Raw genomic sequence first — 21,708 nt, forward strand, 5'->3', positions numbered from 1 at the left:
CCTGTAGCTAGCAGACGAGTGAGCGTTTTCAATGAATAAATTCAACTTTTGAGTGGCGCTAGTCCAAAATTGCGGATTATTCACCGTAGCTTTCAGTATCCTCATCACTAAAAGCATTCACAATCCTAAAATTAACATTATCATTTGCTTTTAACAATTTCGCGACTGGACACTGATTTAAAGCATCATCCAAAACTGCCTGGGCATCTTCTTGATTTTCATTTGGAAACATAATCTGAGCGTCAACGATAAACTTATATCCCATTGTATCTTTAACGATATCAACCCTTGTTCGAACCTGAGTATCCTGTGGCATGTGGCGCTGCTGCTCAACAATGCGTAACGTTGCGTTAAAACAAGTGCTCAGTGCAAATCCAATAAATTGTTCTGGGTTAGTGCCCGAGGCGGAGACTAAAGAGCTACTAACACCTAGTGACAAACCCTCATTACCTTCAACAAAGCTTTGTCCAACCAGACCATTCTCATTGACCACATGTGTGTGATAGAGTGAACCTTCAACTGCCATTGTAATGCGCCTCCTATTATTAAACATCTTTGCTTGACTACACAGCAAATCTACCGATATTCATAAGGAATCGCAATTAATCATCATTCAAAAAGTGTCAGCAGACTTTTTTATTCAAGTGACGTTGGTAACGTTGCCTTACAAACGAGATTCTTATATTTAAGTAATCATCCATGTCATTCTATGAGCCTATTTAAACGATTTGCTATATACATTTTTAATACTTGTCTATAACACAAAGCCATCCATCAACATATTCATTAAATGTTATCACGATGGTCTCATTAAGCGTTAATTTAGACGCTTTTTAAGCAATTTTATCCCGTTTATTGGACGCACTCGTTTATAATTAGTATTAGTCGCAAACACATATCAACGTGGGTGTTGAAACTAACTACAAGGAAGTAAGTTCAGTGTCAAAAAAAATCATTTCAATTATTGTCCCTTGTTATAATGAAGAACCAACCGTTCCACTCTTTTATCCATCCGTTCAAAAAGTCTTTGTCCAACTGTGCAAACAGTTCCCAGGCTTTGAACCTGAGTATTGGTTTATTAACGATGGATCAACGGACAACACACTAAATGAATTGAGAAAATTACAGCAACAAGACGTCGACCATGTTCATTATGTCTCGTTTTCCCGTAACTTCGGAAAAGAGGCTGCTCTGTACGCTGGTCTTCAGCACGCCACTGGTGATTTTGTTGCTGTAATGGATGTCGATTTGCAAGATCCTCCCGAATTGCTTATCCAAATGCTATCAGGCATTGAAAACGAGCATTATGATATCGTTGGCTCTCGTCGGGTCACACGCAAGGGTGAACCGCCAATTCGTTCTTTCTTTAGCCGAGCATTCTATCGGGTCATCAACCGACTTTCTCAAACACATATTGTTGAAGGTGCTCGCGATTACCGCTTAATGACGCGTCAAGTTGTTGATGCCATTTTATCAATGACTGAAGTTAATCGTTTTTCAAAGGGAATTTTCAGCTGGGTTGGTTTCAAAACAAAGTACATTGAATTTGAAAATCAGGACCGGGTGGCTGGTGACACGCATTGGTCATTCTTTCAATTATTTAGTTATTCTCTAGAAGGTATCATTGATTTCTCTGATGCGCCCTTATCCATTGCTTCGTATACAGGTTTCTTATCTTTCGTGGCCGCCTTTTTCGCGCTAATCTTCATTGTAATTCGTGCACTTATTTATGGTGATCACACCGCTGGTTGGCCATCACTTGTATGTATCATTCTTTTAATTGGCGGGCTTCAATTATTCTGCTTAGGAATTTTAGGTAAGTATGTTGGTCGACTCTATTTAGAGAGCAAGCACCGTCCGATCTACATCGTTAAGGAGGAAAAGTAAGATTTTAAATCAATATCCACAATCGTCAAAACCTGAAATCCCTCAAACTATGAACCAGTACGGCCGTCAACGTTTTCAATACGATATGACGGCTTTTGTCGTTCCAATGATACTTGTTGGTTTAGTCTTTTGGGCACTAGGCATTACGCCATTCGGTGGTCATAACCTCCTAATAAGTGACATGGGGACACAGTATGTTGCTTGGTTAACACAATTTCGACATGCAATTACGACCGGTCAATTCTCGTTTTATTCGTTTAGTCTATCTCTGGGCGATAATGCTTTTCCGTTAGTTGCCTACTACATGTTGAGTCCGTTTAATCTACTGTTGTTCTTCTTTCCGGCCAATCAAGTGCCGCTGGCAATAACTTTCATCATCTTATTAAAAGTTGGCACTATCGGCTTTAGTATGAGTTATTATTTGCGCCGCGTGTACCATAATACCAACTGGCAAAACCTCATTTTTTCAACAATCTTTAGTCTTAGCGGTTTTGTCGCTACTTACTTTTATGACATTATGTGGTTGGACGCCCTTATTTTACTGCCGCTGGTTATTCTGGGTCTTCGCCGATTAGTTAACAACAAAGGCACTGTCCTTTACTTCTTTGCATTGTGGGCTACGATCGTCACTAACTATTATTTAGGCTACATGACTTGCCTGTTCGCGTTGACCTATTTTATTTACTTTACATTTGATCAGCAAACAGAAAAACAATCGTGGAAACAATGGTGGCATCACAACACTCAAGCAATCAAGCGATTTTTGATTACCTCTGTCTTGAGTGGTTTAAGTACCCTATTCGTCCTGATACCTACACTGTTGGGCATGCTTAAAACGAGCAAACAAAGTCTATCGTGGCAGGCCTTCCTGCCTACACCTCAGTTCGGCTTAGATGCTTTCGCACAGCTTGGCCTAAACGCAGCCGATTATCCACAACGCCTAGAACATGATCCCAGCATCTTTGTCGGCAGTTTTGCACTGTTACTCGTGCTTTTATTTTTCCTAAATAAGACCATTACCAATCATCACAAACGAACAACCGGTGCCTTACTTGCCTTTCTTGGGCTCAGTATGTTTTTGACACTGTTCAACACTATCTGGCATATGATGCAACAGCCGAACGGATTTCCCTTTCGTGACGCCTACTTTTTCACATTTATCGTTGTGATTAGTGCATACGAAGCTTGGCAAACAGGCGCTTTCAAACAAACCAGGTTAGTGCTGCGTGCGGCGTTGATTGCGATAGTGCTGCTAGCCATCGGTTATTTGACAGCCATGATTGTGCAACCGATCGTGCGACGATGGGATGATTTGGCGAACTTTTATGTCAGTCCTAGGTACTGGTTGATTGCAACAGGATTTATTATCTGTATTGCCGGCTTACTCTTCTTATATAACAACCAGCATTGGCACCGTTTAGCCCTTTCTGGTCTTGTTCTTGTCACTGTATTTGAGTTGTCTGTAAACTTCTATTTCGGTCTTAAACCTGCTCAATTTGGAAATCAACCCATTTATCAAAAGAATTTCACGATTGAAAAAAACTATTTCAACAAAATCAGACGTGCTAGTCATGCCTTTTATCGAGTCGACAATAGCAACTCATTAATTAATGCTGCATTTGGAGAGACGTATAACAATTACAATGACCCGCTGCTCTTCAATAGTCATGGTATAGATTTATATAGTTCAACGTTAAATGAATCAACGCGGGTTATGTTAAATCGACTTGGCTTTTATAGTAAAAATGAGCGTCGAATCAGTTCTGAAGGTAGTACTCACCTGACCAATGCGCTATTTGCAGTGAAATACCAGTTGCAGATGACACCCCATGACTATGATCTCATTGTCCACGACCATGCACTGCCGCTAGGATTTGCCGTGAACGAGAACTTATTGAACGTCAAACTTAAGGGTGGCGTAGCCTTAGAGAATCAAAATAACGTTTGGCAGGCAATCACCGGACGTAACGTACATTATTTTAAATCAGTTAATGTCCGGCGCACGGGCTATGAATATAAAAACAAACAGTACCGTTACCAGTTGATCATCAGACCAACCGCCACCGGTACGTTGTATGCCTATTTCCCTAATGTTAGTGTGGCAAACGCCAATATCCACGTTAATGGAACTAAGAAAACAACACGGTTAGATGTCAGCACACAAGCGGTATTATCATTAGGACATTTCAAAAAAGGCGAACGTGTCCATATTAATTTAACTAGTAAAACGCCTCTAACACATCTTTCACAGTCGTTGCAGACACTGGACCAACAATCCTTTAATCAGTCCCTGATTGACCTTCATAAATCGACATTCAAACTTGATCAGGACTGGCGGCCAGATCACTTGCAAGGCACGATAACAGCTACCAAGAAGAAACCATTACTGTTTCTGAGCATTCCAAAAGACAATGGTTGGCATGCTTATGTTGATGGCAAACAGGTATCAATTGATAGAGTTGTTGGCAATCTCAGCGCTATAAAGTTGACCCCAGGCTTACATCGCATACGTTTAGCCTACCGGGCGCCTGGTTTTCGTTTAGGGCTCATCATCAGCCTCTTAAGTTTTGGCAGCTACCTCTTATTCTTGTGGCTACGTTTTCGTAAAAGAAGCGCATCAGTCTAAGCAAACCATGAATAAATCAAGTTCACAATAAACGACATTCATTAAAAAAATCATCGCTAAGCAGACAAAATGTGTTTGCTTAGCGATGATTTTTAACATGATTAACGTGTTGTAAGGTACGTATATGTTTGATCTTCATTTTGTTTAAACGTGAACTCATGATCACGATGATCGTTAGCGCGCCATTTCGACACTTCATAGTGTGTCGTAGTAGACATTTGCAATCTATTCACCACAGCTTCAATCAAATATTGATCATCCGTGTAGGTTCCGCGTAAAATGTTCTTCAACTCAGTTAAAAAAGTTTCTGCATTTGTAATCACGTGCAATCGCTCCTTTTTAGTCATTGGCAATAGGATACAGATTTCACACGTCAATGTCCATTAAAATTTTGATTAAATCACTCAGTTTGTAATTTTGTTGCCAAACAAAATTTCAAAATAATATGTTTAGTTTGCAAAGTAATCCTCTTCACCCCATTCATTAACTGACACTTGTTTTAAAACAAGTATTTTTACCAGCAATAAATTCAAATTTTAGCTACAATATGCCTATTAAACTTAAAAAAGATAAAGAGGCGCAAACATGAAAAACGTACGTCAGCCGATTTATGAAACCCTCCTGATTGGCACTTTATTGGCAGGTGTCGGTGGCTACCTGGACGCTTACACCTATATTCTTCACAACGAAGTGTTCGCCAGTCTTCAATCAGGGAATGTTATCTTACTGGGATTAAATTTAGCCAACGGTCATTTTGCTAAAGCAATCACATACATTATTCCAATCTTCTGCTTCACACTGGGTGCTGGGTTAGCTAACTTGGTGGAACAATTTTTTCACCGTCCCGGAGCCGTGATTTGGCAGGAGCTTAGTATCATTGCCGAATTAGTTGGTATTTTAATAATCGATCTGTTTATTGGCTTTATCCCAGGTTCATTTATCACTAGTAGTCTATCCTTATTTGCTGCCTTTCAGGTTCATACATTTCGGGTCATGAATAATCATCCGTACAATACAACCATGACCACTGGTAACTTGCGAACTGTCGGTGCAGCATCGTTAAATTTGCTTTTCCGCCGCGGCAAACTAACCACTAACTGGATTTTATTAAGAGATAGTTTTTGGGTGGCCGCTAGTTTTGGCATTGGCGCTTTCATTTCCACTAAACTAACAAATGCTATCGGACCGCAGGCATTGCTAGGCAGCGTCTTGATTCTAATTGTTGTACTCATTTTAATGATTTGGGATCAACGCGGTGGGACTGCATGAACGAGATTGGAACAAAACACCTCAGCTTGAATCTTAGCGCAACGGCAACAAGCCATTTTTCTTCAACTGCCAAGGTTCGCACGGATTAAAAATTTGCCACAAATGCGAGACATAACACTACGTTTTGCTCATCTAACATAAAAAATGATGTTCACGGGAGAAATCACCCATGAACATCATTTTTATGACACCTGAGAAAGCCAAATCGTGTTGTGTCTCGCTTTCTTTAAAAGATTTTCATATCTGTATATTTTGTTGGCAGATTATTAAAATCATATGTGGCAAGTCCCTGTTTAATCTTGTCCCCGGTATACATTGCCGTCAGTGAACGCACAAGCATCAGGTTAAGCTCGTTTTCTGGGTGAAATTGAACCATGATTACTGGAATGTGCCAAGCCCAAGCAGCACCTATTTCAAAAATTGTACCAGCATCGGGTTCAAGATTTTTCTCTTCATATTTATAATCTAAAATCGCAACAACGACATCGGCACGTTTGACCTGACGCATGTCGCTCGCAAAGACAGAATCTTGCCATTCAAATGAGCCAAATTCTAGACTTTCCTCTTGATGCTCTTGAGGAATAAAAATGCCATCTGCATCAATTGTTTTATTTTGACGTAATGACGTCACCACAGTATCAATACGATCCCGTTGTTCATCAGTGAAAAACGGACTAGCAAGGTAAACACGGTTTTTATACATGAAAAATCTTCCTTTCCTAAACGGCAATATTACGCTATTATACCGGATTCTGTTTGAAAATGGACGATGAAATATGAATCATTTTTATTGCCGAATTGAAAACGGCTTCATTTTTTCAGCAACATGACTTTACCTCTGTCTCGACAATGCTATACTTTAGTTGTTAACAACGTAAATAGTTAACTGTCCAACCCTGACGACATTAAAAGCTGACTAATTGTGTGGAGGGATTTTCATGGATAAAGATGAAATTATGGACAAGGCTAAAGATCTTGTGAGCGGCGGCAATATCGACGACGCAAAGTCATTTATCGAAGATCACAAGGACGACCTTGGCGACTACTATGACCAAGCTAAAGACTTGCTTGGCGGTGGCGCTTCCGGCATCATGGACAAGCTTGGCGGCTTGTTTGGTGGCAACAACGACAATTAGATTACACGTCAATTTAGAATTCGAATTGGCCTTATAAGCAAAAATAGACCCGCTAATTACTAGATTAACAGTAATTAGCGGGTTCTTTATGCTGAATAAAAAATCAGAAAAGCAACTTGTTCAGTATTTTAAGTTAGGACCGCGGGTTAATCAGAATCGCTCGACAAGATAACATTTTGATCCGATCAAATGGAACATCCTGCTCGTTAATTAGACCATTATTAAGTGCAACCACATATTCAATGACTGGGGTATATGCATAAGACATCAGAACTTCAAAGGTCACTGGCACAAAAATTCCGTTTGCAACACCATTTTGGGTTAATTGTTGAATCGGTTCGTAACCTAAATATGACTCCTCAGCCGTAATCCCTAATTGTTTTAAAATCGGTGACTGATTAAACTCACGAATTAACAGCATATTTTCAAGATGATGTTGCGCATAGCCATATACTAACGACATAAACTTATCCAATTCAGCAGTTGGATCTCCGTTAGGATCAAACGCAGTAATGACCCTGGCAACATCCGCTTTGCGATCCAAATAGAGCGCTTTTAACATGTCGTTTTTATCTTCAAAGTAAGTATAAAGTGTTCCTGAAGCAATTCCTGCTTCTTTCGCAATTTTGCTTAGCGATACGGCAGCAATACCCTCGTTCATCATAATTTGACTCGTCGCCTGAAGAATTCGTGCTCGCTTCGTTTCATCTCTACCGCGCATTAAAACGTCTCCCCTACATGTTGTTTGATAAACTGCCAAGCCGCTTGACGTGTCTCAACCGCTTCTGGCAACTTAGGTTCCCAATTAAATCCATGCCACATTCCTTCCCGGATAACTGCAGTTACCTCGACATCAGCGTGACGCAACTTTTCGCTAAAACGAGCGACATTGCTGAGCATTATATCACGAGTGCCAGTGCTCATAAAAGTCGCGGGGAACCAGTCACCAACCTCCCCGTACATTGGAGAAACGATTGGACTCTTCGGATCATTAGCTCCAATATACGCTTTTGCCAAACGAAGCGCCATTTTGGCTGAACCAACATCACGTTTTTCGTTAAAAATCGACGAATCTCCATTACCAGAGATATCCAACGCTGGACAAAATAGTACCATTGCCGCTGGCAAACGTAGGCCTTGCGCATGAGCCTGTTCGACCACTGCCGCCGCGATGCCTGAACCTGCTGAACTACCCATCATCACAATCGGACGATTTCCAACCGCCTCTATTAGACCGCGATAAAAGCTGAGCACTTGACTAACGATTTGCGGAGCTTGTGCCTCAGGAGCTAAGTCATAATCGACCGAATAAACTGGCAACGGTGTTTCGGTTGCAGCTAACAAAGCTGTTCGTTCACGGGCCGTCCCCAGAATAAAACCACCGCCATGAATATTCAGAATAACTGGGCCATCTTCGTTAACACCGGCTCCGGTTATCCTGAGACCAGTAACGTCATTCAGTGCCAGTGGCGTTGTTGTTAAATTTCCATCCTTGATAAGACTCTGTTCAATAGGATCTTCACCAGACTGAAACTGTGTACGAATTCGGTTAATGAGGCGTGGCGTAATTTTAATGAACCCCGGTAAATTGAAATACTTCAAACCGGCTAACATTTTTTGTGCCGATGGCGAAACTGTGACTGCCTGCGCTGTTTGTAATTTTGTCATAGTAATTTTCCTTTATTAATTGATTGATTAATTATTAATTGAATATATCTTAATCGATCAATCAATTAAAGTCAAATATAATTTTCACGCAATCATAATAACTGTAACAAAATCCTTCAAAACATTTCCAAACCGTCCGATTATATCCGTTTTTGAAATTCCCAGGCCATAACAAAATCAGTCATTATCAAGGGATAGATACCCATAGATAATGACTGATTTTTTTCTAGGCTATTCGTACTCAATCGTGGCAGGTGGCTTACCGGTGATGTCATACAGTACGCGGTTAACTCCCGGTACTTCATTGACGATCTTGGTCGATACCTCACCTAACACGGCCCAAGGAACTTCTGCAAACTCAGCAGTCATGCCATCAACACTAGTCACGGCACGAATAACAATTGCTTCATCATAAGTACGTCCGTCCCCCATAACACCAACACTGTGAATGCCTGGCAGTGCAGTAAAGTATTGCCAAACGGTTTGATCCAACCCGGCTTTAGCGAATTCTGCACGTAAAATCGCGTCGGATTCCCGCACCAGTGTCAACTTTTCGGGCGTTACTTCTCCCAGCGTCCGAATAGCAAGTCCTGGACCAGGAAATGGTTGGCGCCATACAAGGTCATGTGGCATACCCAGCTGTTCACCTAACTCACGGACTTCGTCTTTGAACAATTTATTCAATGGTTCAATCAATTTAAATTTAAGGTCCTCTGGTAGTCCGCCCACATTATGGTGTGACTTAATTGTCTGAGCAGTATCGGTTCCAGATTCAATGACATCTGTGTACAGCGTGCCCTGTGCTAAAAACTCTACGCCATCTAACTTACGGGCCTCTTCACTAAACACATCAATAAATTCTTTACCGATGATTTTACGTTTGCGTTCAGGATTGGAAACGCCTTTTAAAGCTCCCAAGAATCTGTCACTGGCATTCACAGCAACAATATTGACGCCAAACTTACCGTTAAGACTGTCGAGCACTTGTTGCGCTTCATCCTTGCGTAGCAGACCATGGTCGACAAAAACCGCGGTTAATTGATCACCGATAGCCTCATGTAAAAGGACAGCGACAACGCTGGAATCAACACCACCTGAAAGACCCAACAATACTTTTTTATCACCAACAGTTTGGCGAATGTTAGCAATTTGCAGATCAATGAAATCACGCATGGTCCAGTTGGCTTTGGCACCAGCTACATCGAAAACAAAATGTCGTAAAATATCATTACCGTTTTCTGTCAAACGAACTTCGGGATGAAATTGCAATCCGTAAAATCCTCGTTTGACATCCTGCATGGCGGCTGTTGGGCAGTTGGCACCGGTTCCGATTTGCTCAAAACCATCTGGCACAGTTTTGACGTAATCACCATGACTCATCAAAACTTCTTGATCTGCCGCCATTCCCTTAAACAAAGGTGAATTGGTGTTAGTGATGTGCATTTCTGACTGACCGTAGTCACCATTATCTTCAGCTGGCGCAACCACACCACCGGCGAGGTCTTTTGCCATTAGCTGCATTCCGTAACAAATACCGAGAATTGGCAAACCCATATCATAAATTGCGGGGTCAACCGTTAAGGCATCCTCGCCATAAACACTATTCGGTCCACCGGAAAAGATTACAGCCTTAGGATTCATGGCCGCAAGCTCAGTGGCTGAAATTGTATGTGGTTTTAATTCTGAATACACACCGAATTCACGAATTCGTCGTGTAATCAGTTGATTATATTGACTACCAAAATCTAATACAATCACCCGATCAAATTTAGTTTGGTCCACTGTTTGCATGTTTTTCTCCATTTTTAAATAGTTAGCTGATCTAATTACGCTTGTAGTTTGGTGCAACTTTTGTGATTTGAATATCATGTGGATGTGATTCGATCAGTCCGGCATTAGTGATCTGAACAAACTGAGCCTTTTCAATCAAATCATCAACAGTATGCGCCCCCGTGTAGCCCATGCCTGACCGCAAACCACCGATCATCTGAAACAAAACATCCGCTACGGCACCTTTATAAGCCGTTCGGCCTTCAATACCTTCTGGCACAAGCTTTTTCTCCTCCTTAACACCACTTTGGAAATAGCGGTCTGAAGAACCATGTTCCATGGCAGCTAAGGATCCCATGCCGCGGTAGGTCTTATACTTTTTGCCATCCTCAGCTGTAAAGACTTCACCTGGCGCTTCATCGGTACCAGCCAACATGCTGCCTAGCATAACTGCGTTACCACCGGCAGCCAACGCCTTAACAATGTCACCAGAGTACTTGATGCCGCCGTCAGCGATAATTTGTTTGCCGTATTCAGCAGCAACCTGAGCGGCATCGAAAATAGCAGTGATTTGAGGAACACCCACACCAGCAACAACCCGTGTTGTACAAATCGAACCTGGCCCAATACCGACTTTAACCACGTCAACACCAGCGTCAAACAAAGCTCGGGTACCAGCAGCCGTCGCAACGTTCCCGGCAATTAATGTTTGGTCTGGATACTGCTCACGGATTTGCGCAATTTTGTCCAGCACGCCTTTCGAATGACCATGTGCTGTGTCGATGATAATTGCATCAGCACCAGCGCTAAACAGCGCTTCTGCGCGTTCAAACGTATCTGCTGTGACACCGACAGCGGCTGCGACCAGTAAACGGCCTTGAGCATCGACAGCGGCTTCAGGTGTAACAGCAGTATCAACTGTTGTCGCTTTAACTTTGCTAACTTCTGCAGCTTGGTCATCCTTACTCATGTTTTTATGAATAACACCTAAACCACCCTGTTGCGCCATCACTGTTGCAAGGCGTGCTTCGGTCACCGTATCCATACTGGCACTTAAAATTGGGATATTCAGCTTCAAGTTTTTTCCAAGTTGTGTATGCAATTCAACCTGATTTGGTAAAACATCACTTGCTGCAGGAATCAGCAGTACATCATCAAACGTTAATCCCTGTTTGGCAAATTTCTCGTTCCAGTTGGTCATGGTGAACAATTCCTCCTAATGAAATAAATTGTTACTAATTTATCAGGTTCAGCCTATTGTCGTCAACAGCCAGACCCGAACGATAGATTATATTTTGCTGTGAATCGTCAAGAGACGTTCGTCAAACTGATAAACAAGGCTTTCTGAGGCAGGACTCGAACGTTATTTCCGTATAAAAAAGCACTCACGCCTGAATATCTTTCAAGAATGAGTGCTTAATCATGAATTATTTAAGTGCCTTAGCAGCTTCTTTAGTTAAAGAAGTGAACGCACGTGGGTCGTTAACAGCCAAGTCGGCTAACATCTTACGGTTCATTTCAACGTTAGCTTCCTTTAAACCATGCATCAACTTGCTGTAGCTCATGTCATTTTGACGAGCAGCGGCATTGATCCGAGCGATCCAGAGCTTACGGAAGTTACGCTTCGTGTTCTTACGGTCACGGTAAGCATATTGCCATGACTTCCAAACTTGTTGCTTAGCAACCTTAAATTGAATATGCTTTGGGCCACGGTAACCCTTAGCTAATTTGATCATCTTACGGCGACGTTGCCGTGTAACACTTCCACCTTTAACACGCATAATTGCATCCTCCAATAATTGACCAAGTCTGGTCAGATTCCTGTTTAAAAACTACTTGGTCAACAATAACTTCTTGTATGTCTTAACCGTAGTTGCGTCCATCATCTTAGTTCCACGTAATTGGCGACGTTGCTTCTTTGTCTTACCGTGGAAACGGTGACTCGTGTAAGCGTTGGCACCAATGAAGCCGCCCTTTGCAGATTGTTTGAACCGCTTAGCAGCGGCACGGTTTGTCTTTTGCTTTGGCATAAGAATGTCCTCCTAAATATTGATAACTATTTTTCTGGTTTTGGTGACAGTACTAAGAACATACTTCTACCATCCATCTTAGCTTGTTGTTGAACGTCAGCTACTTCTTTAGTTGCAGCTGCCATCTTGTTCAACACGTCGCGACCGATTTCTTTATGCGTGATTGCACGACCTCTGAACCGAATTGAGACACGCACTTTGTTACCTTTTGACAGGAACTTTTCTGCATTCTTCAATTTAGTGTTGAAGTCATTCTCGTCAATCGTCGGACTAAGACGAATTTCTTTCATTTCGACCGTCTTTTGATTCTTACGAGCTTCACGCTGCTTCTTTTGTAACTCGAAGCGGTACTTTCCATAATCCATGATTCTGGCAACTGGTGGCTTTGCCTTAGGGGCAACCAGAACCAAATCTAAGTTTGCATCATCCGCAAGCTGTTGTGCTTCTCTGGTCTGCTTAACCCCGAGCTGGTCACCATTAGCGGCAATCAACCGAACCTCGCGGGCGCGGATTGCGTTATTTACCAAAGTATCTTGAGCTATGGTATTCACCTCCATAAAATTCTAAACGAATCAACAATGGTGAGATTTAAACAGAAAAATAGCGGATGGCCATCGCCACCCGCTGTCCGCACTGAAACAGTACGGTTCAACTCATCTTTAGCCCGGCAACAAAATTACCAAGGCGAGAAGCGGGTGCTTCTGCTTTTCTCAACAGTTAATAAGTTTACAGGAGCTACTTGGCTTTGTCAAGCGTATTCGCGTCTGCTCTTTCACTAGCAGCTTCCTGTGGTAGAACTAAGTTTAACACAATTCCTAAAATCGTCGCAAACGCTAATCCAGTGAACTGAAAATTGCCTAATTGCAGATAGGCATTACCAATTCCAATGACCATCACGGACGACGCAATCATCAAATTCCGTTTCTTGCCCAGATCTACATGATGATCAATCATCACAGAAACGCCGCTTGTTGCAATCGTACCAAATAGCAAGAAGCTGATGCCACCAATCACTGGCAACGGCATGGCCATAATCAAAACGTTCAGTTTGTTAATGAAGGCAAAAATAATCGCAAACATGGCAGCACCCATCAACACATAAACACTGTGTACCTTAGTAATTGCCATCACGCCAATATTTTCACCGTAGCTGGTAACTGCCGGTCCACCAATCAGTCCCGCAACGATAGAAGCCGTGCCATCCCCAGCAAGCGTTCTGTTTAGGCCGGGATCCTTGAAGAAATTTCGGTGTGTAAGATTATCCAGAACCATAATGTGACCCATATGCTCCGTCATTGTAACAAACGCAATGGGTGCAATGGTCACAATCGCGCCCCATTCCAAATGAAAATGATAGGTTAATCCAGGAACCTGAAATTTAGGCAACTTAAACCATGGCGCCACAGCAATTGTATGTAGATCAACGATGCCAGCAAATACACTAATCAAGTAACCACACACAATCGCCAACAATACAGGAATTAACCCTAATGATCCCTTTAAAAACATGTTAAAGAAAATTGCCAACAATAATGTGGTCATCGCAATTGCAAAGTATTCCAAATTATAATGACCGTTTTTCATCATTGCATCTGTCGCGGCACTGCCCGCTAAAGAAAGGCCAATGACCATGACGATCGGTCCAACAACAATTGGTGGTAATACCTTATCAACCCAATCAGAGCCAATCATGCCGATCAGTAATGCGACAATGAGATACACAGCTCCGACCGCCACAACACCTTGCCCAATGCCTGGATACCCCGTTGTCTTCATTAAGGCGAGCATTGGTGTAATAAACGCAAAGCTCGATCCCATGTAAGCCGGAATCTTTCGCTGGGTGATCATAATATGTAACAGCGTACCTACCCCAGATGAAAATAAAGCAATGCTTGGACTAAGACCAACCAGTAACGGCACAATAACAGTTGAGCCAAACATTGAAAACATGTGTTGAATCGATAAGCCTACCCATGGCCAGAATTTAGGCCGATCATGGATATCCAACACTGCAGCGTCATCGTGAAATTCTTTTTGCGTCATTTAAAACGCTCCCTTCCTCACTTCACGCGAACCCCGTCCCGGCCTAAACGTTTGATCATCCAAATAAAAAAGACCACTCACCCGGAAGGCAAGTGGTCTGGTTTACGTGTGAAGATGTACTAGAATTGCACAAATCGCGCTATTCTAAACGTCACAACAGCCGTTCCCTTGTTAGCCTCACAGGACTACATTAAAGGTTCATCATGTTGAGTAAATCATAAACAACTTCAATCGATCGGTCAAGTAAATTAGTCTAGTGACACCGCCGTAACACGTTTGTCGTGCACTTCGAAAACTTTATCAGCTGCTTTCAATAATGCCCTGTTATAACTATGCGTAATGTAAATAAAACCAATGTTCAACCTGAATAGACGCTTCTCGATTGTTTCAGCTGTTTTATGATCTAGCCCACTAGACAATTCGTCAAAAATCATGAACCGTTTGTGCGTTAATAAATTGCGAGCTAAACCGATACGTTGTCTTTCACCGCCGGACAACGGTCCACCTTGAGTATGAAGAATCATACTCAACCAAGCATTAGCGTGAGCATGTCCGTCAGCCGTTTGCAGCTCAGCCCTGTTTAACGCATTGATAAGCTCTTGATCAGTATATTGATCACTAAACATCGTTAAATTATCCCTAACTGTACCATCAAAAATGAACGTTTGCTGGTTCTGATAACCAATCATCTTAGCAATATCTGCGGATCGGCCAACGATTGGTGAGCGGCCATCAACAAAAATCGAGCCAGCCAACAATGGTCGGTAGCCAAACAGAGCGTTGATTAATGTAGATTTCCCAGATCCACTATCACCAATAATGATGACCTTATCTGATTGGTTAATCTGTAAGTTAACGTCTTTTAGTAGTGGCCTTGTATCTTTATCTGCCCCGCCAATCATAGCGTGAACATAATCAATGAATACGTCGTCCTGCTCTGGCAACTGAGCAAGTCTTTCATTATTTTGGGGCACCGCTTCAATAACCAAACGTAGTTGTTGATAAGCCCGTTGACCACCGAAAAAATCAGAAAAAACATCTGCCGCCGTTTCCAATGGAAATGAAATTTGAACCGATAACTGCGTAAAAGTCATAAACGCCGCTAGCGTTAGACTGTGATTCAAAATAAAGTAACCACCAACGACCCAAGTACCAAAGTAAACTAAATCTCCACAAAACTGTGAAATACCGCTGACAATCTTGCGAACTAAAATATCGTGATTCTCGCTAACCTTTACATCCGTTGATATGGAGGCGTGCATGTTGATAAAGACATGCTCACGGCCAAAATTCTTAATTGTTGTTAAACCAGAAAACCAGTTTGTAATCGCACTGGTATAACGATCTAGGTTGTTTAGCACCGGCAGTTTAGCACGTTTTAATTGTCGCTGTGTTATAAGTGGTAATAATATTGCTGGAACATCGAGACTAATAACAATCAATGTCAGCCGTACATCCACTATCACGCCGAGCAATATGCCTAAAACAAACTGCATGAGTAACGATAAACCAAGCAGAAAATTATTGACGTAGCTCTGCTCAACGACGTCTAGCTTACTCGTCAGTAGAGCTACTTTTTCGCCAACCTTGCGTCGATCACCAAAATCCACCGTTAACATCAATCGTTCAAATATCTGCCGTCTTAAATGACATATTGCACCATTGGTAACCTTACCCTTAAGATAACCACCAATTACGTTTACTAATGCAATAAACGCCGTACATAATAAAATGATTGTCACAACCTGGCCAAAGGACATATTGATTTTACGCGTCATATAAGCCGTTAAAAAAGCAATAACTAACGTGTAAGCCGTTGTCACAATCGCATGTATTATCGTCACTAAGAAAAAGAGACTAAATAACTTTTTTTGAGGTTTAACCAATACTTGCCACATTTCAATTTCTCCCTATAAAAATCATCTGTGAATTCATTCAGAGATTAAATGGCGAAATTTAGCTGCGTCAAATGGTCAAAAAAATAAATTATAGATTCGTTCGTTTCTGTGGCCATTCATCATCACACAACCGAATTTTGTCCATTTATTAAAGGAGAAACTTACATTTAGGCTTTCGCTTCCTTAACATGTGTATCTTCGCTAAACAGACTGTCTTGCATGCAATTCGTTTAGCGAAACATTAGAATAGTATTAGAATATTACAAAATAATAAGTAAAACAATATAAAATGTTCAAATCACAAAAATAAGCGCCGCCAGATTAATGTGGCGACACTTATTGAAACTTAACTGCAATTAATTTTCACGAGAATACGAAGCAATATCGTTCAAAACATCACTCAGGAAGTCCTTACTTGCTTCACTTGTAGATTCATCATGACCATAACGACGAACAGAAACCGTATCGTCTTGCTTTTCCTTGTCACCAACAACTAACGTGTAAGGAATCTTATGCGTTTGGGCATCACGAATCTTAAAGTTCATCTTTTCATTACGATCATCGACCGTTACGCGTACACCGGCAGCTGCTAATTGTTTACGTAGCTTTTCAGCGTAATCGCCTTGATGTTCTTCACTAACTGGAATGATAGAAACCTGATGAGGTGCTAACCACGTTGGGAAAGCACCCTTGTACATTTCTGTTAAGTAGGCGGTGAAACGTTCCATCGTTGAAACTAATCCGCGGTGAATCATAACAGGTTGATGTTCTTCACCATCAGCACCGACATAATGAAGGTCAAAACGATCAGGCAACATGAAGTCTAACTGAATGGTAGACAATGTCTCTTCATTGCCCAAGGCTGTCTTAGTTTGTACATCCAACTTAGGACCATAGAAGGCTGCTTCGCCTTCAGCTTCAACGTAGTCAAGGCCAAGATCATCCATGGCACCCTTCAACATCTTCTGAGCCTTTTCCCACATTTCGTCGTTGGCAAAGTATTTTTCGGTGTTCTTAGGGTCACGGTAGCTCAAACGGAATGAGTAATCCTTAATGTCAAAGTCTGCATATACTTCAACCATTAAGTTCAAAATACGTTTGAATTCATCCTGAATTTGATCAGGAGCAACGAATGTGTGACCATCGTTCAATGTCATTTCACGGACACGTTGCAAACCAGATAACGCGCCGGACTTTTCATAACGGTGCATCATGCCTAATTCAGCGATCCGCAATGGTAATTCACGATAAGAACGAATGTGATGTTTGTAAATTTGAATATGGCTTGGGCAGTTCATGGGACGCAGTTCCAACATTTCGCCATCACCCATGTCCATTGGTGGGAACATGTCCTCACGATAGTGTTCCCAGTGACCAGATGTCTTATAAGCATCCAAGTTCATGAGAACTGGCGTGTAAACATGTTCATAGCCATGCTGAATTTCCTTGTCAATAATGTAACGTTCAATGGTACGACGAATCGTTGCACCATTTGGCATCCAGTATGGCAGACCGGCACCGACTTTAGGATCAACAAAGAACAAATCCAAGTCGTTACCAATCACACGGTGATCGCGTTCACGAGCTTCTTTACGGCGAACATCATCGGCGTCCATGTCTTTTTGATTGAAGAAGGCCGTCCCGTAAACCCGTTGCAACATTGGGTTAGATGATTTGCCTTCCCAGTACGCGCCGGCAACAGACAGCAGCTTAAAGATCTTGACGTCACCAGTTGATGGCATTTGCACACCGTCGCTTAAATCAACGAAATCACCCTGACGGTAAACAGCAACCTGACCATCATTGGTGGCAGCCGCTTGTTTAACTAATTGTGTTTGGTAAGGGTCTCCATCAACCAATTTAAGCGCGTCAGCCTCAGCCAATACTTCACGGGAAATTGGCAAGTTGGCCTTCACAATTTCCTTCATTTTGGCTTCAATGGCTGGCAAGTCATCAGAACTAACTTGGTGATCGGCATTGTCCGTATCAAACGAAAAACCGTCATCACTGGCCTCACCCTGACCAAAATGCATTTCTGGATAAAGCTGGTGAAGTGCGTTAGCTAATACTTGAGATGCAGTGTGGCGAAGTACAGTCAAACCTTCTGGTGTATCTTTCGTGACAATTTCGATCTTGCCATCTTCTGTTAACGGTGCCTCGTAATCAACTAACTCACCGTTAAACTTTCCGGCTACGGCCTTTTTAGCAAGGCTAATGCTGATTGACTTAGCAACATCTGCCGTCGTTGAGCCATTGGCAAACGGCTTAACAGCGCCATCTGGAAACGTAATCTTAATATCTGCCATTCTGCTTTTCCTCCTTGAAATTACACTGTGCAGTTCTGCTTGTTTATGACATGAAACAAAAAAACGTCCCTAACCGCAATCGCGGTCAGGGACGTCATTAACGTTGTTCCACCCAAAATTCACAGTTAGAGCATATCGCGCTCAATAACTGCCTCTAGTGACCAATAACGCGGTCAATCGGCCCGGCTTGATCACCGGACGCTTGAATCAGGGGTAACACCACTTAACACCTGCATCCTTTCACCACCGGATGCTCTCTAAAAGGTTTGTTAACTGACATCATATCTGATTGGTTTACAAAACTTATTAAACCACAAAATAATTGCTTGTCAATCACTAGACGATAAAATGACTGACAAAAATCAACAATAAGAATTAATGATTGACGTTTAAAATCCACATGAAGCCGATGAAGACAAAGAACAAAACGTACATTAACGGATGAACTTCACGACCACGTTTGGCAGCAATCATTGTAATTGGATAAGTGATGACACCCAGCGCTAATCCGTCTGAAATACTGTACGTCAACGGCATGCCCAGGACAATTAAAAATGATGGAATGGCAATTTCCATCTTTGTCCAATTGATTCGTGCCAACGACTGCGCCATCAGAACACCAACAATAATGAGCGCAGGTGCTGTCACCTGACTAGTCACAACCGTCAAAAGTGGCGAAAAGAACATCCCAAGGACAAACAAAATACCAGTTGTGATGGCAGTTAGACCACTTCGTCCACCAACAGCAATCCCAGCTGATGATTCAACGTACGCACCAACCGGTGATGTACCTAACACAGAGCCTGCCAGCATCGCTGTAGAATCAGACATCAACGCTTTACCAACTCGTGGCATTTCATTGTTTTTCATAAACCCTGCCTGCTGGGCAAGCCCCACCAACGTACCTGCCGTATCAAAGAAGGTTACTAACAGGAACGTCAACACAACCACCCACATTTGAACGGAATTAATATCACCAATGTGCTTAATGCCAACACCAAATGTAGGTGCTAAACTCGGCGCACCAGCAACCAACTGATGTGGCATCGGAATCAGTTTCGTTATGAGTCCAACAATTGCAGTGGCCGCCATCCCGATAAAAATACCACCAGGGACGCGCATGACCATTAAAATCGACGTTAGGATAAGACCAAAAATCGTTAGCCAAGTTGTCGCCGTTGAAAATGATCCTAAGCCCACCACAGTTGATTTGTTGGCGGCAATCAAGCCACCATCGTGTAGCCCAATAAAAGCAATAAACAAACCAATACCACTCGAAATCGCATACTTTAAATCCGATGGAATCGCATTAATAATCATTTCACGAAGCTTAAAGATTGTAATTACCAAGAAAATCAGCGAAGCTACAAACACTCCAGCCATTGCCGTCTGCCACGGAACTTTCATTCCGATAACAACTGAGTAAGCAAAAAATGCATTGATACCCAGTGCCGGAGCGGTCGCAATTGGATAACGTGCTAGAACTCCCATCAGAATACAGCCGATAGCACTAGCCAATGCCGTTGCCGTAAACACGGCCCCTTTATCCACACCTGCGGCTCCTAAAACGCTCGGGTTCACAAACATGATGTATGCCATTGAAATAAAAGTTGTGAATCCTGCTAGCATTTCTCGAGGAACAGTCGTGTGCAATTCATCCAACATAAAATAATGATTCAATTTTTCAATCACGAGTACAAGCTCCCTTAGATAATTATTCCTAAAATTCACATAACGGCCGTTAGTGATCGTTCGGATATGGTTCATTAAAGAACGAGTAACATCGTATCATTTTTATTATTAAATGTAAAACACGAACATATTCCATTTAAAGTCGAACTTTATCTGCAAAACATGTCATTAATTCCATTAAAAGCTGAACTTTCTTATGATTTTGAGTTGAAATCGCGCCAAATTCCTAAAGTGAACCTCTTTTAACCGTTATTTATGATTGTTGCAAACAAAAAAGCTGTGGCATAAGTTTATTGGGAACGAAAAATGTGAGCCATATCGCGCTCCAAAGTCCTGAGAATTCCGCTTAGCTCAAAACAGACCTATTCCCCAAGTTTAGGAATAGGTCTGTTTTGTTAATGCTCGTTTTCAAGTCGGACTTCTGTCACAGTTACTCTTAAATATTTTATTGTGGCCGACGGTTTGGTCCCTGAATCACGACTTCGTGGCTTAGGAAACGAATCCGCTGCATTAACCGCGCAGCCTTAACTTCTTCTTTTTCACCACGCTGATTAATTGAGAGATGCTGATCTGACAACTGTTGCATAGAAAAGTTTGAACTGAAGAAAGTGGGCAATTCCTCTTGCATTCGATACTCTAAAACAACGCCTAACACTTCGTCGCGAACCCACGAGCTCATCGAATCCGCGCCAATATCATCAATCATCAAGATTGGCGCTTGCTTAATGGCATCAACCTTTTCGGCAACATTATTTTTACCAATCGAATTTTTCATTTCCACAGCAAAACTGGGAAAGTGAACTAACGTTGACTGGTATCCCAATGTAGCAAGTTCATTGGCAATAGCGCCGAGCAAAAATGTTTTACCGACTCCAAAATTGCCATAGAAGTACAAGCCTTGATGAAATTCATGTGGCTTTTGTGAATAGTCAGCTACAAATTGCATCGCTTGCCGCAAGGCTTTTGCACGCTGCTCCTCTTCACCATCCACGTTGTAATCCCCAAATGACGCTTGTTCAATCATTTTTGGCATGGAGACTGCGTGAACGCGCTTCTTAAGCATTGATCGTTTTTGTGCAAGTAACGTGTCTTCCGTTGGTTCGTAGGTCACTTCCACATAATGGTCACTGACCACTAATTTCGGTTCGTACCCAGGTGCAAAAACTTGGTGACCAGCACGTAATTTATCACGCTGGCTCACATATTCGTACAACTTGGACCCATTACGCTCCAACACATCCTCTGCCAACTCATCTTGATGTGCCTTAATGAACGCTTGTACATCGGGATCATTAATCGCATTTGCAATCAGCCGTTGGTAATCAGAGTTCAGATTCTGGCGATTAAGTAAATCGCGCATTGATTTTCCTAAGTTCTGCATGA

At 42.1% G+C, this 21,708-nt stretch carries 19 protein-coding genes and 1 other annotated feature; of the genes, 4 read left to right on the plus strand and 15 right to left on the minus strand.

What is annotated here, in order from left to right; genetic code table 11:
- Nucleotides 1-76 precede the first annotated feature (76 nt).
- A complete protein-coding gene (locus GB993_RS04870) occupies nucleotides 77-526 on the minus strand; it encodes an OsmC family protein (protein ID WP_161001394.1) in 450 nt (149 codons plus the stop codon).
- A 413-nt stretch (nucleotides 527-939) separates the two neighbouring features.
- Between GB993_RS04870 and GB993_RS04875 the strand changes: the two genes are divergently transcribed.
- Nucleotides 940-1,887 (plus strand): glycosyltransferase, encoded by a 948-nt coding sequence (locus GB993_RS04875; protein ID WP_161003300.1) that lies wholly within the window; start codon nucleotides 940-942, stop codon nucleotides 1,885-1,887.
- Between the two features lie 49 nt (nucleotides 1,888-1,936).
- Complete coding sequence (locus GB993_RS04880) at nucleotides 1,937-4,513, plus strand: YfhO family protein (protein WP_161003301.1); 2,577 nt, start codon at nucleotides 1,937-1,939, stop codon at nucleotides 4,511-4,513.
- Between the two features lie 101 nt (nucleotides 4,514-4,614).
- Here the strand turns inward: GB993_RS04880 and GB993_RS04885 are convergent, their stop codons facing one another.
- Nucleotides 4,615-4,836, minus strand: a complete 222-nt coding sequence (locus GB993_RS04885) for a DUF5960 family protein (protein WP_017261707.1) — start codon at nucleotides 4,834-4,836, stop codon at nucleotides 4,615-4,617.
- Nucleotides 4,837-5,098: 262 nt separating this feature from the next.
- On the opposite strand from GB993_RS04885, the gene GB993_RS04890 reads away from it, so the two are divergent.
- Entirely contained in the window at nucleotides 5,099-5,782 is a 684-nt protein-coding gene (locus GB993_RS04890; RefSeq protein WP_161003302.1) for a YoaK family protein, read from the plus strand.
- Between the two features lie 226 nt (nucleotides 5,783-6,008).
- On the opposite strand, the gene GB993_RS04895 is transcribed toward GB993_RS04890, so the two are convergent.
- Complete coding sequence (locus GB993_RS04895) at nucleotides 6,009-6,485, minus strand: nucleoside 2-deoxyribosyltransferase (protein ID WP_161003303.1); 477 nt, start codon at nucleotides 6,483-6,485, stop codon at nucleotides 6,009-6,011.
- Nucleotides 6,486-6,738: 253 nt separating this feature from the next.
- Between GB993_RS04895 and GB993_RS04900 the strand changes: the two genes are divergently transcribed.
- Complete coding sequence (locus GB993_RS04900; protein ID WP_404825466.1) at nucleotides 6,739-6,918, plus strand: hypothetical protein; 180 nt, start codon at nucleotides 6,739-6,741, stop codon at nucleotides 6,916-6,918.
- 133 nt (nucleotides 6,919-7,051) lie between these two features.
- Here GB993_RS04900 and GB993_RS04905 read toward each other — a convergent pair whose 3' ends face one another.
- From GB993_RS04905 to dnaI, 12 genes are all read right to left on the minus strand, one after another.
- On the minus strand, nucleotides 7,052-7,639 hold the full coding sequence (locus GB993_RS04905) for a TetR/AcrR family transcriptional regulator (RefSeq protein WP_161003304.1): 588 nt from the start codon (nucleotides 7,637-7,639) through the stop codon (nucleotides 7,052-7,054).
- The gene (locus GB993_RS04910) at nucleotides 7,639-8,586 is read right to left on the minus strand and encodes an alpha/beta hydrolase fold domain-containing protein (protein ID WP_161003305.1); all 948 of its coding nucleotides are present in this window, start codon (nucleotides 8,584-8,586) and stop codon (nucleotides 7,639-7,641) included. Before GB993_RS04910 ends, GB993_RS04905 begins: the two co-directional genes overlap by 1 nt.
- A 231-nt stretch (nucleotides 8,587-8,817) precedes the next feature.
- Nucleotides 8,818-10,377 (minus strand): glutamine-hydrolyzing GMP synthase, encoded by a 1,560-nt coding sequence (gene guaA / locus GB993_RS04915; RefSeq protein WP_186337670.1) that lies wholly within the window; start codon nucleotides 10,375-10,377, stop codon nucleotides 8,818-8,820.
- 31 nt (nucleotides 10,378-10,408) lie between these two features.
- Nucleotides 10,409-11,557 carry an IMP dehydrogenase gene (gene guaB, locus GB993_RS04920; protein WP_161001435.1) on the minus strand — a complete coding sequence of 383 codons (1,149 nt, stop codon included), beginning with the start codon at nucleotides 11,555-11,557 and terminating at the stop codon, nucleotides 10,409-10,411.
- Between the two features lie 226 nt (nucleotides 11,558-11,783).
- Entirely contained in the window at nucleotides 11,784-12,137 is a 354-nt protein-coding gene (rplT, locus tag GB993_RS04925) for a 50S ribosomal protein L20 (protein ID WP_017261697.1), read from the minus strand.
- Nucleotides 12,138-12,188: 51 nt separating this feature from the next.
- The gene (gene rpmI, locus GB993_RS04930) at nucleotides 12,189-12,386 is read right to left on the minus strand and encodes a 50S ribosomal protein L35 (RefSeq protein WP_017261696.1); all 198 of its coding nucleotides are present in this window, start codon (nucleotides 12,384-12,386) and stop codon (nucleotides 12,189-12,191) included.
- A 26-nt stretch (nucleotides 12,387-12,412) separates the two neighbouring features.
- Complete coding sequence (gene infC / locus GB993_RS04935) at nucleotides 12,413-12,943, minus strand: translation initiation factor IF-3 (RefSeq protein WP_081495841.1); 531 nt, start codon at nucleotides 12,941-12,943, stop codon at nucleotides 12,413-12,415.
- A 32-nt stretch (nucleotides 12,944-12,975) separates the two neighbouring features.
- Nucleotides 12,976-13,099, minus strand: a sequence feature (ribosomal protein L20 leader region).
- Nucleotides 13,100-13,121: 22 nt separating this feature from the next.
- On the minus strand, nucleotides 13,122-14,429 hold the full coding sequence (locus GB993_RS04940; protein ID WP_161003307.1) for a uracil-xanthine permease family protein: 1,308 nt from the start codon (nucleotides 14,427-14,429) through the stop codon (nucleotides 13,122-13,124).
- 248 nt (nucleotides 14,430-14,677) lie between these two features.
- Nucleotides 14,678-16,327 carry an ABC transporter transmembrane domain-containing protein gene (locus tag GB993_RS04945; RefSeq protein WP_161003308.1) on the minus strand — a complete coding sequence of 550 codons (1,650 nt, stop codon included), beginning with the start codon at nucleotides 16,325-16,327 and terminating at the stop codon, nucleotides 14,678-14,680.
- A 356-nt stretch (nucleotides 16,328-16,683) separates the two neighbouring features.
- Nucleotides 16,684-18,633, minus strand: coding sequence for a threonine--tRNA ligase (gene thrS, locus GB993_RS04950; protein WP_161003309.1), 1,950 nt, complete (start codon nucleotides 18,631-18,633; stop codon nucleotides 16,684-16,686).
- 375 nt (nucleotides 18,634-19,008) lie between these two features.
- On the minus strand, nucleotides 19,009-20,298 hold the full coding sequence (locus GB993_RS04955; RefSeq protein ID WP_162854059.1) for an NCS2 family permease: 1,290 nt from the start codon (nucleotides 20,296-20,298) through the stop codon (nucleotides 19,009-19,011).
- 472 nt (nucleotides 20,299-20,770) lie between these two features.
- Complete coding sequence (gene dnaI / locus GB993_RS04960; protein ID WP_161003311.1) at nucleotides 20,771-21,706, minus strand: primosomal protein DnaI; 936 nt, start codon at nucleotides 21,704-21,706, stop codon at nucleotides 20,771-20,773.
- Between the last annotated feature and the right edge of the window lie 2 nt (nucleotides 21,707-21,708).

The sequence above is a fragment of the Furfurilactobacillus milii genome, assembly GCF_009864005.1.
GTDB lineage: Bacteria > Bacillota > Bacilli > Lactobacillales > Lactobacillaceae > Furfurilactobacillus > Furfurilactobacillus rossiae_B.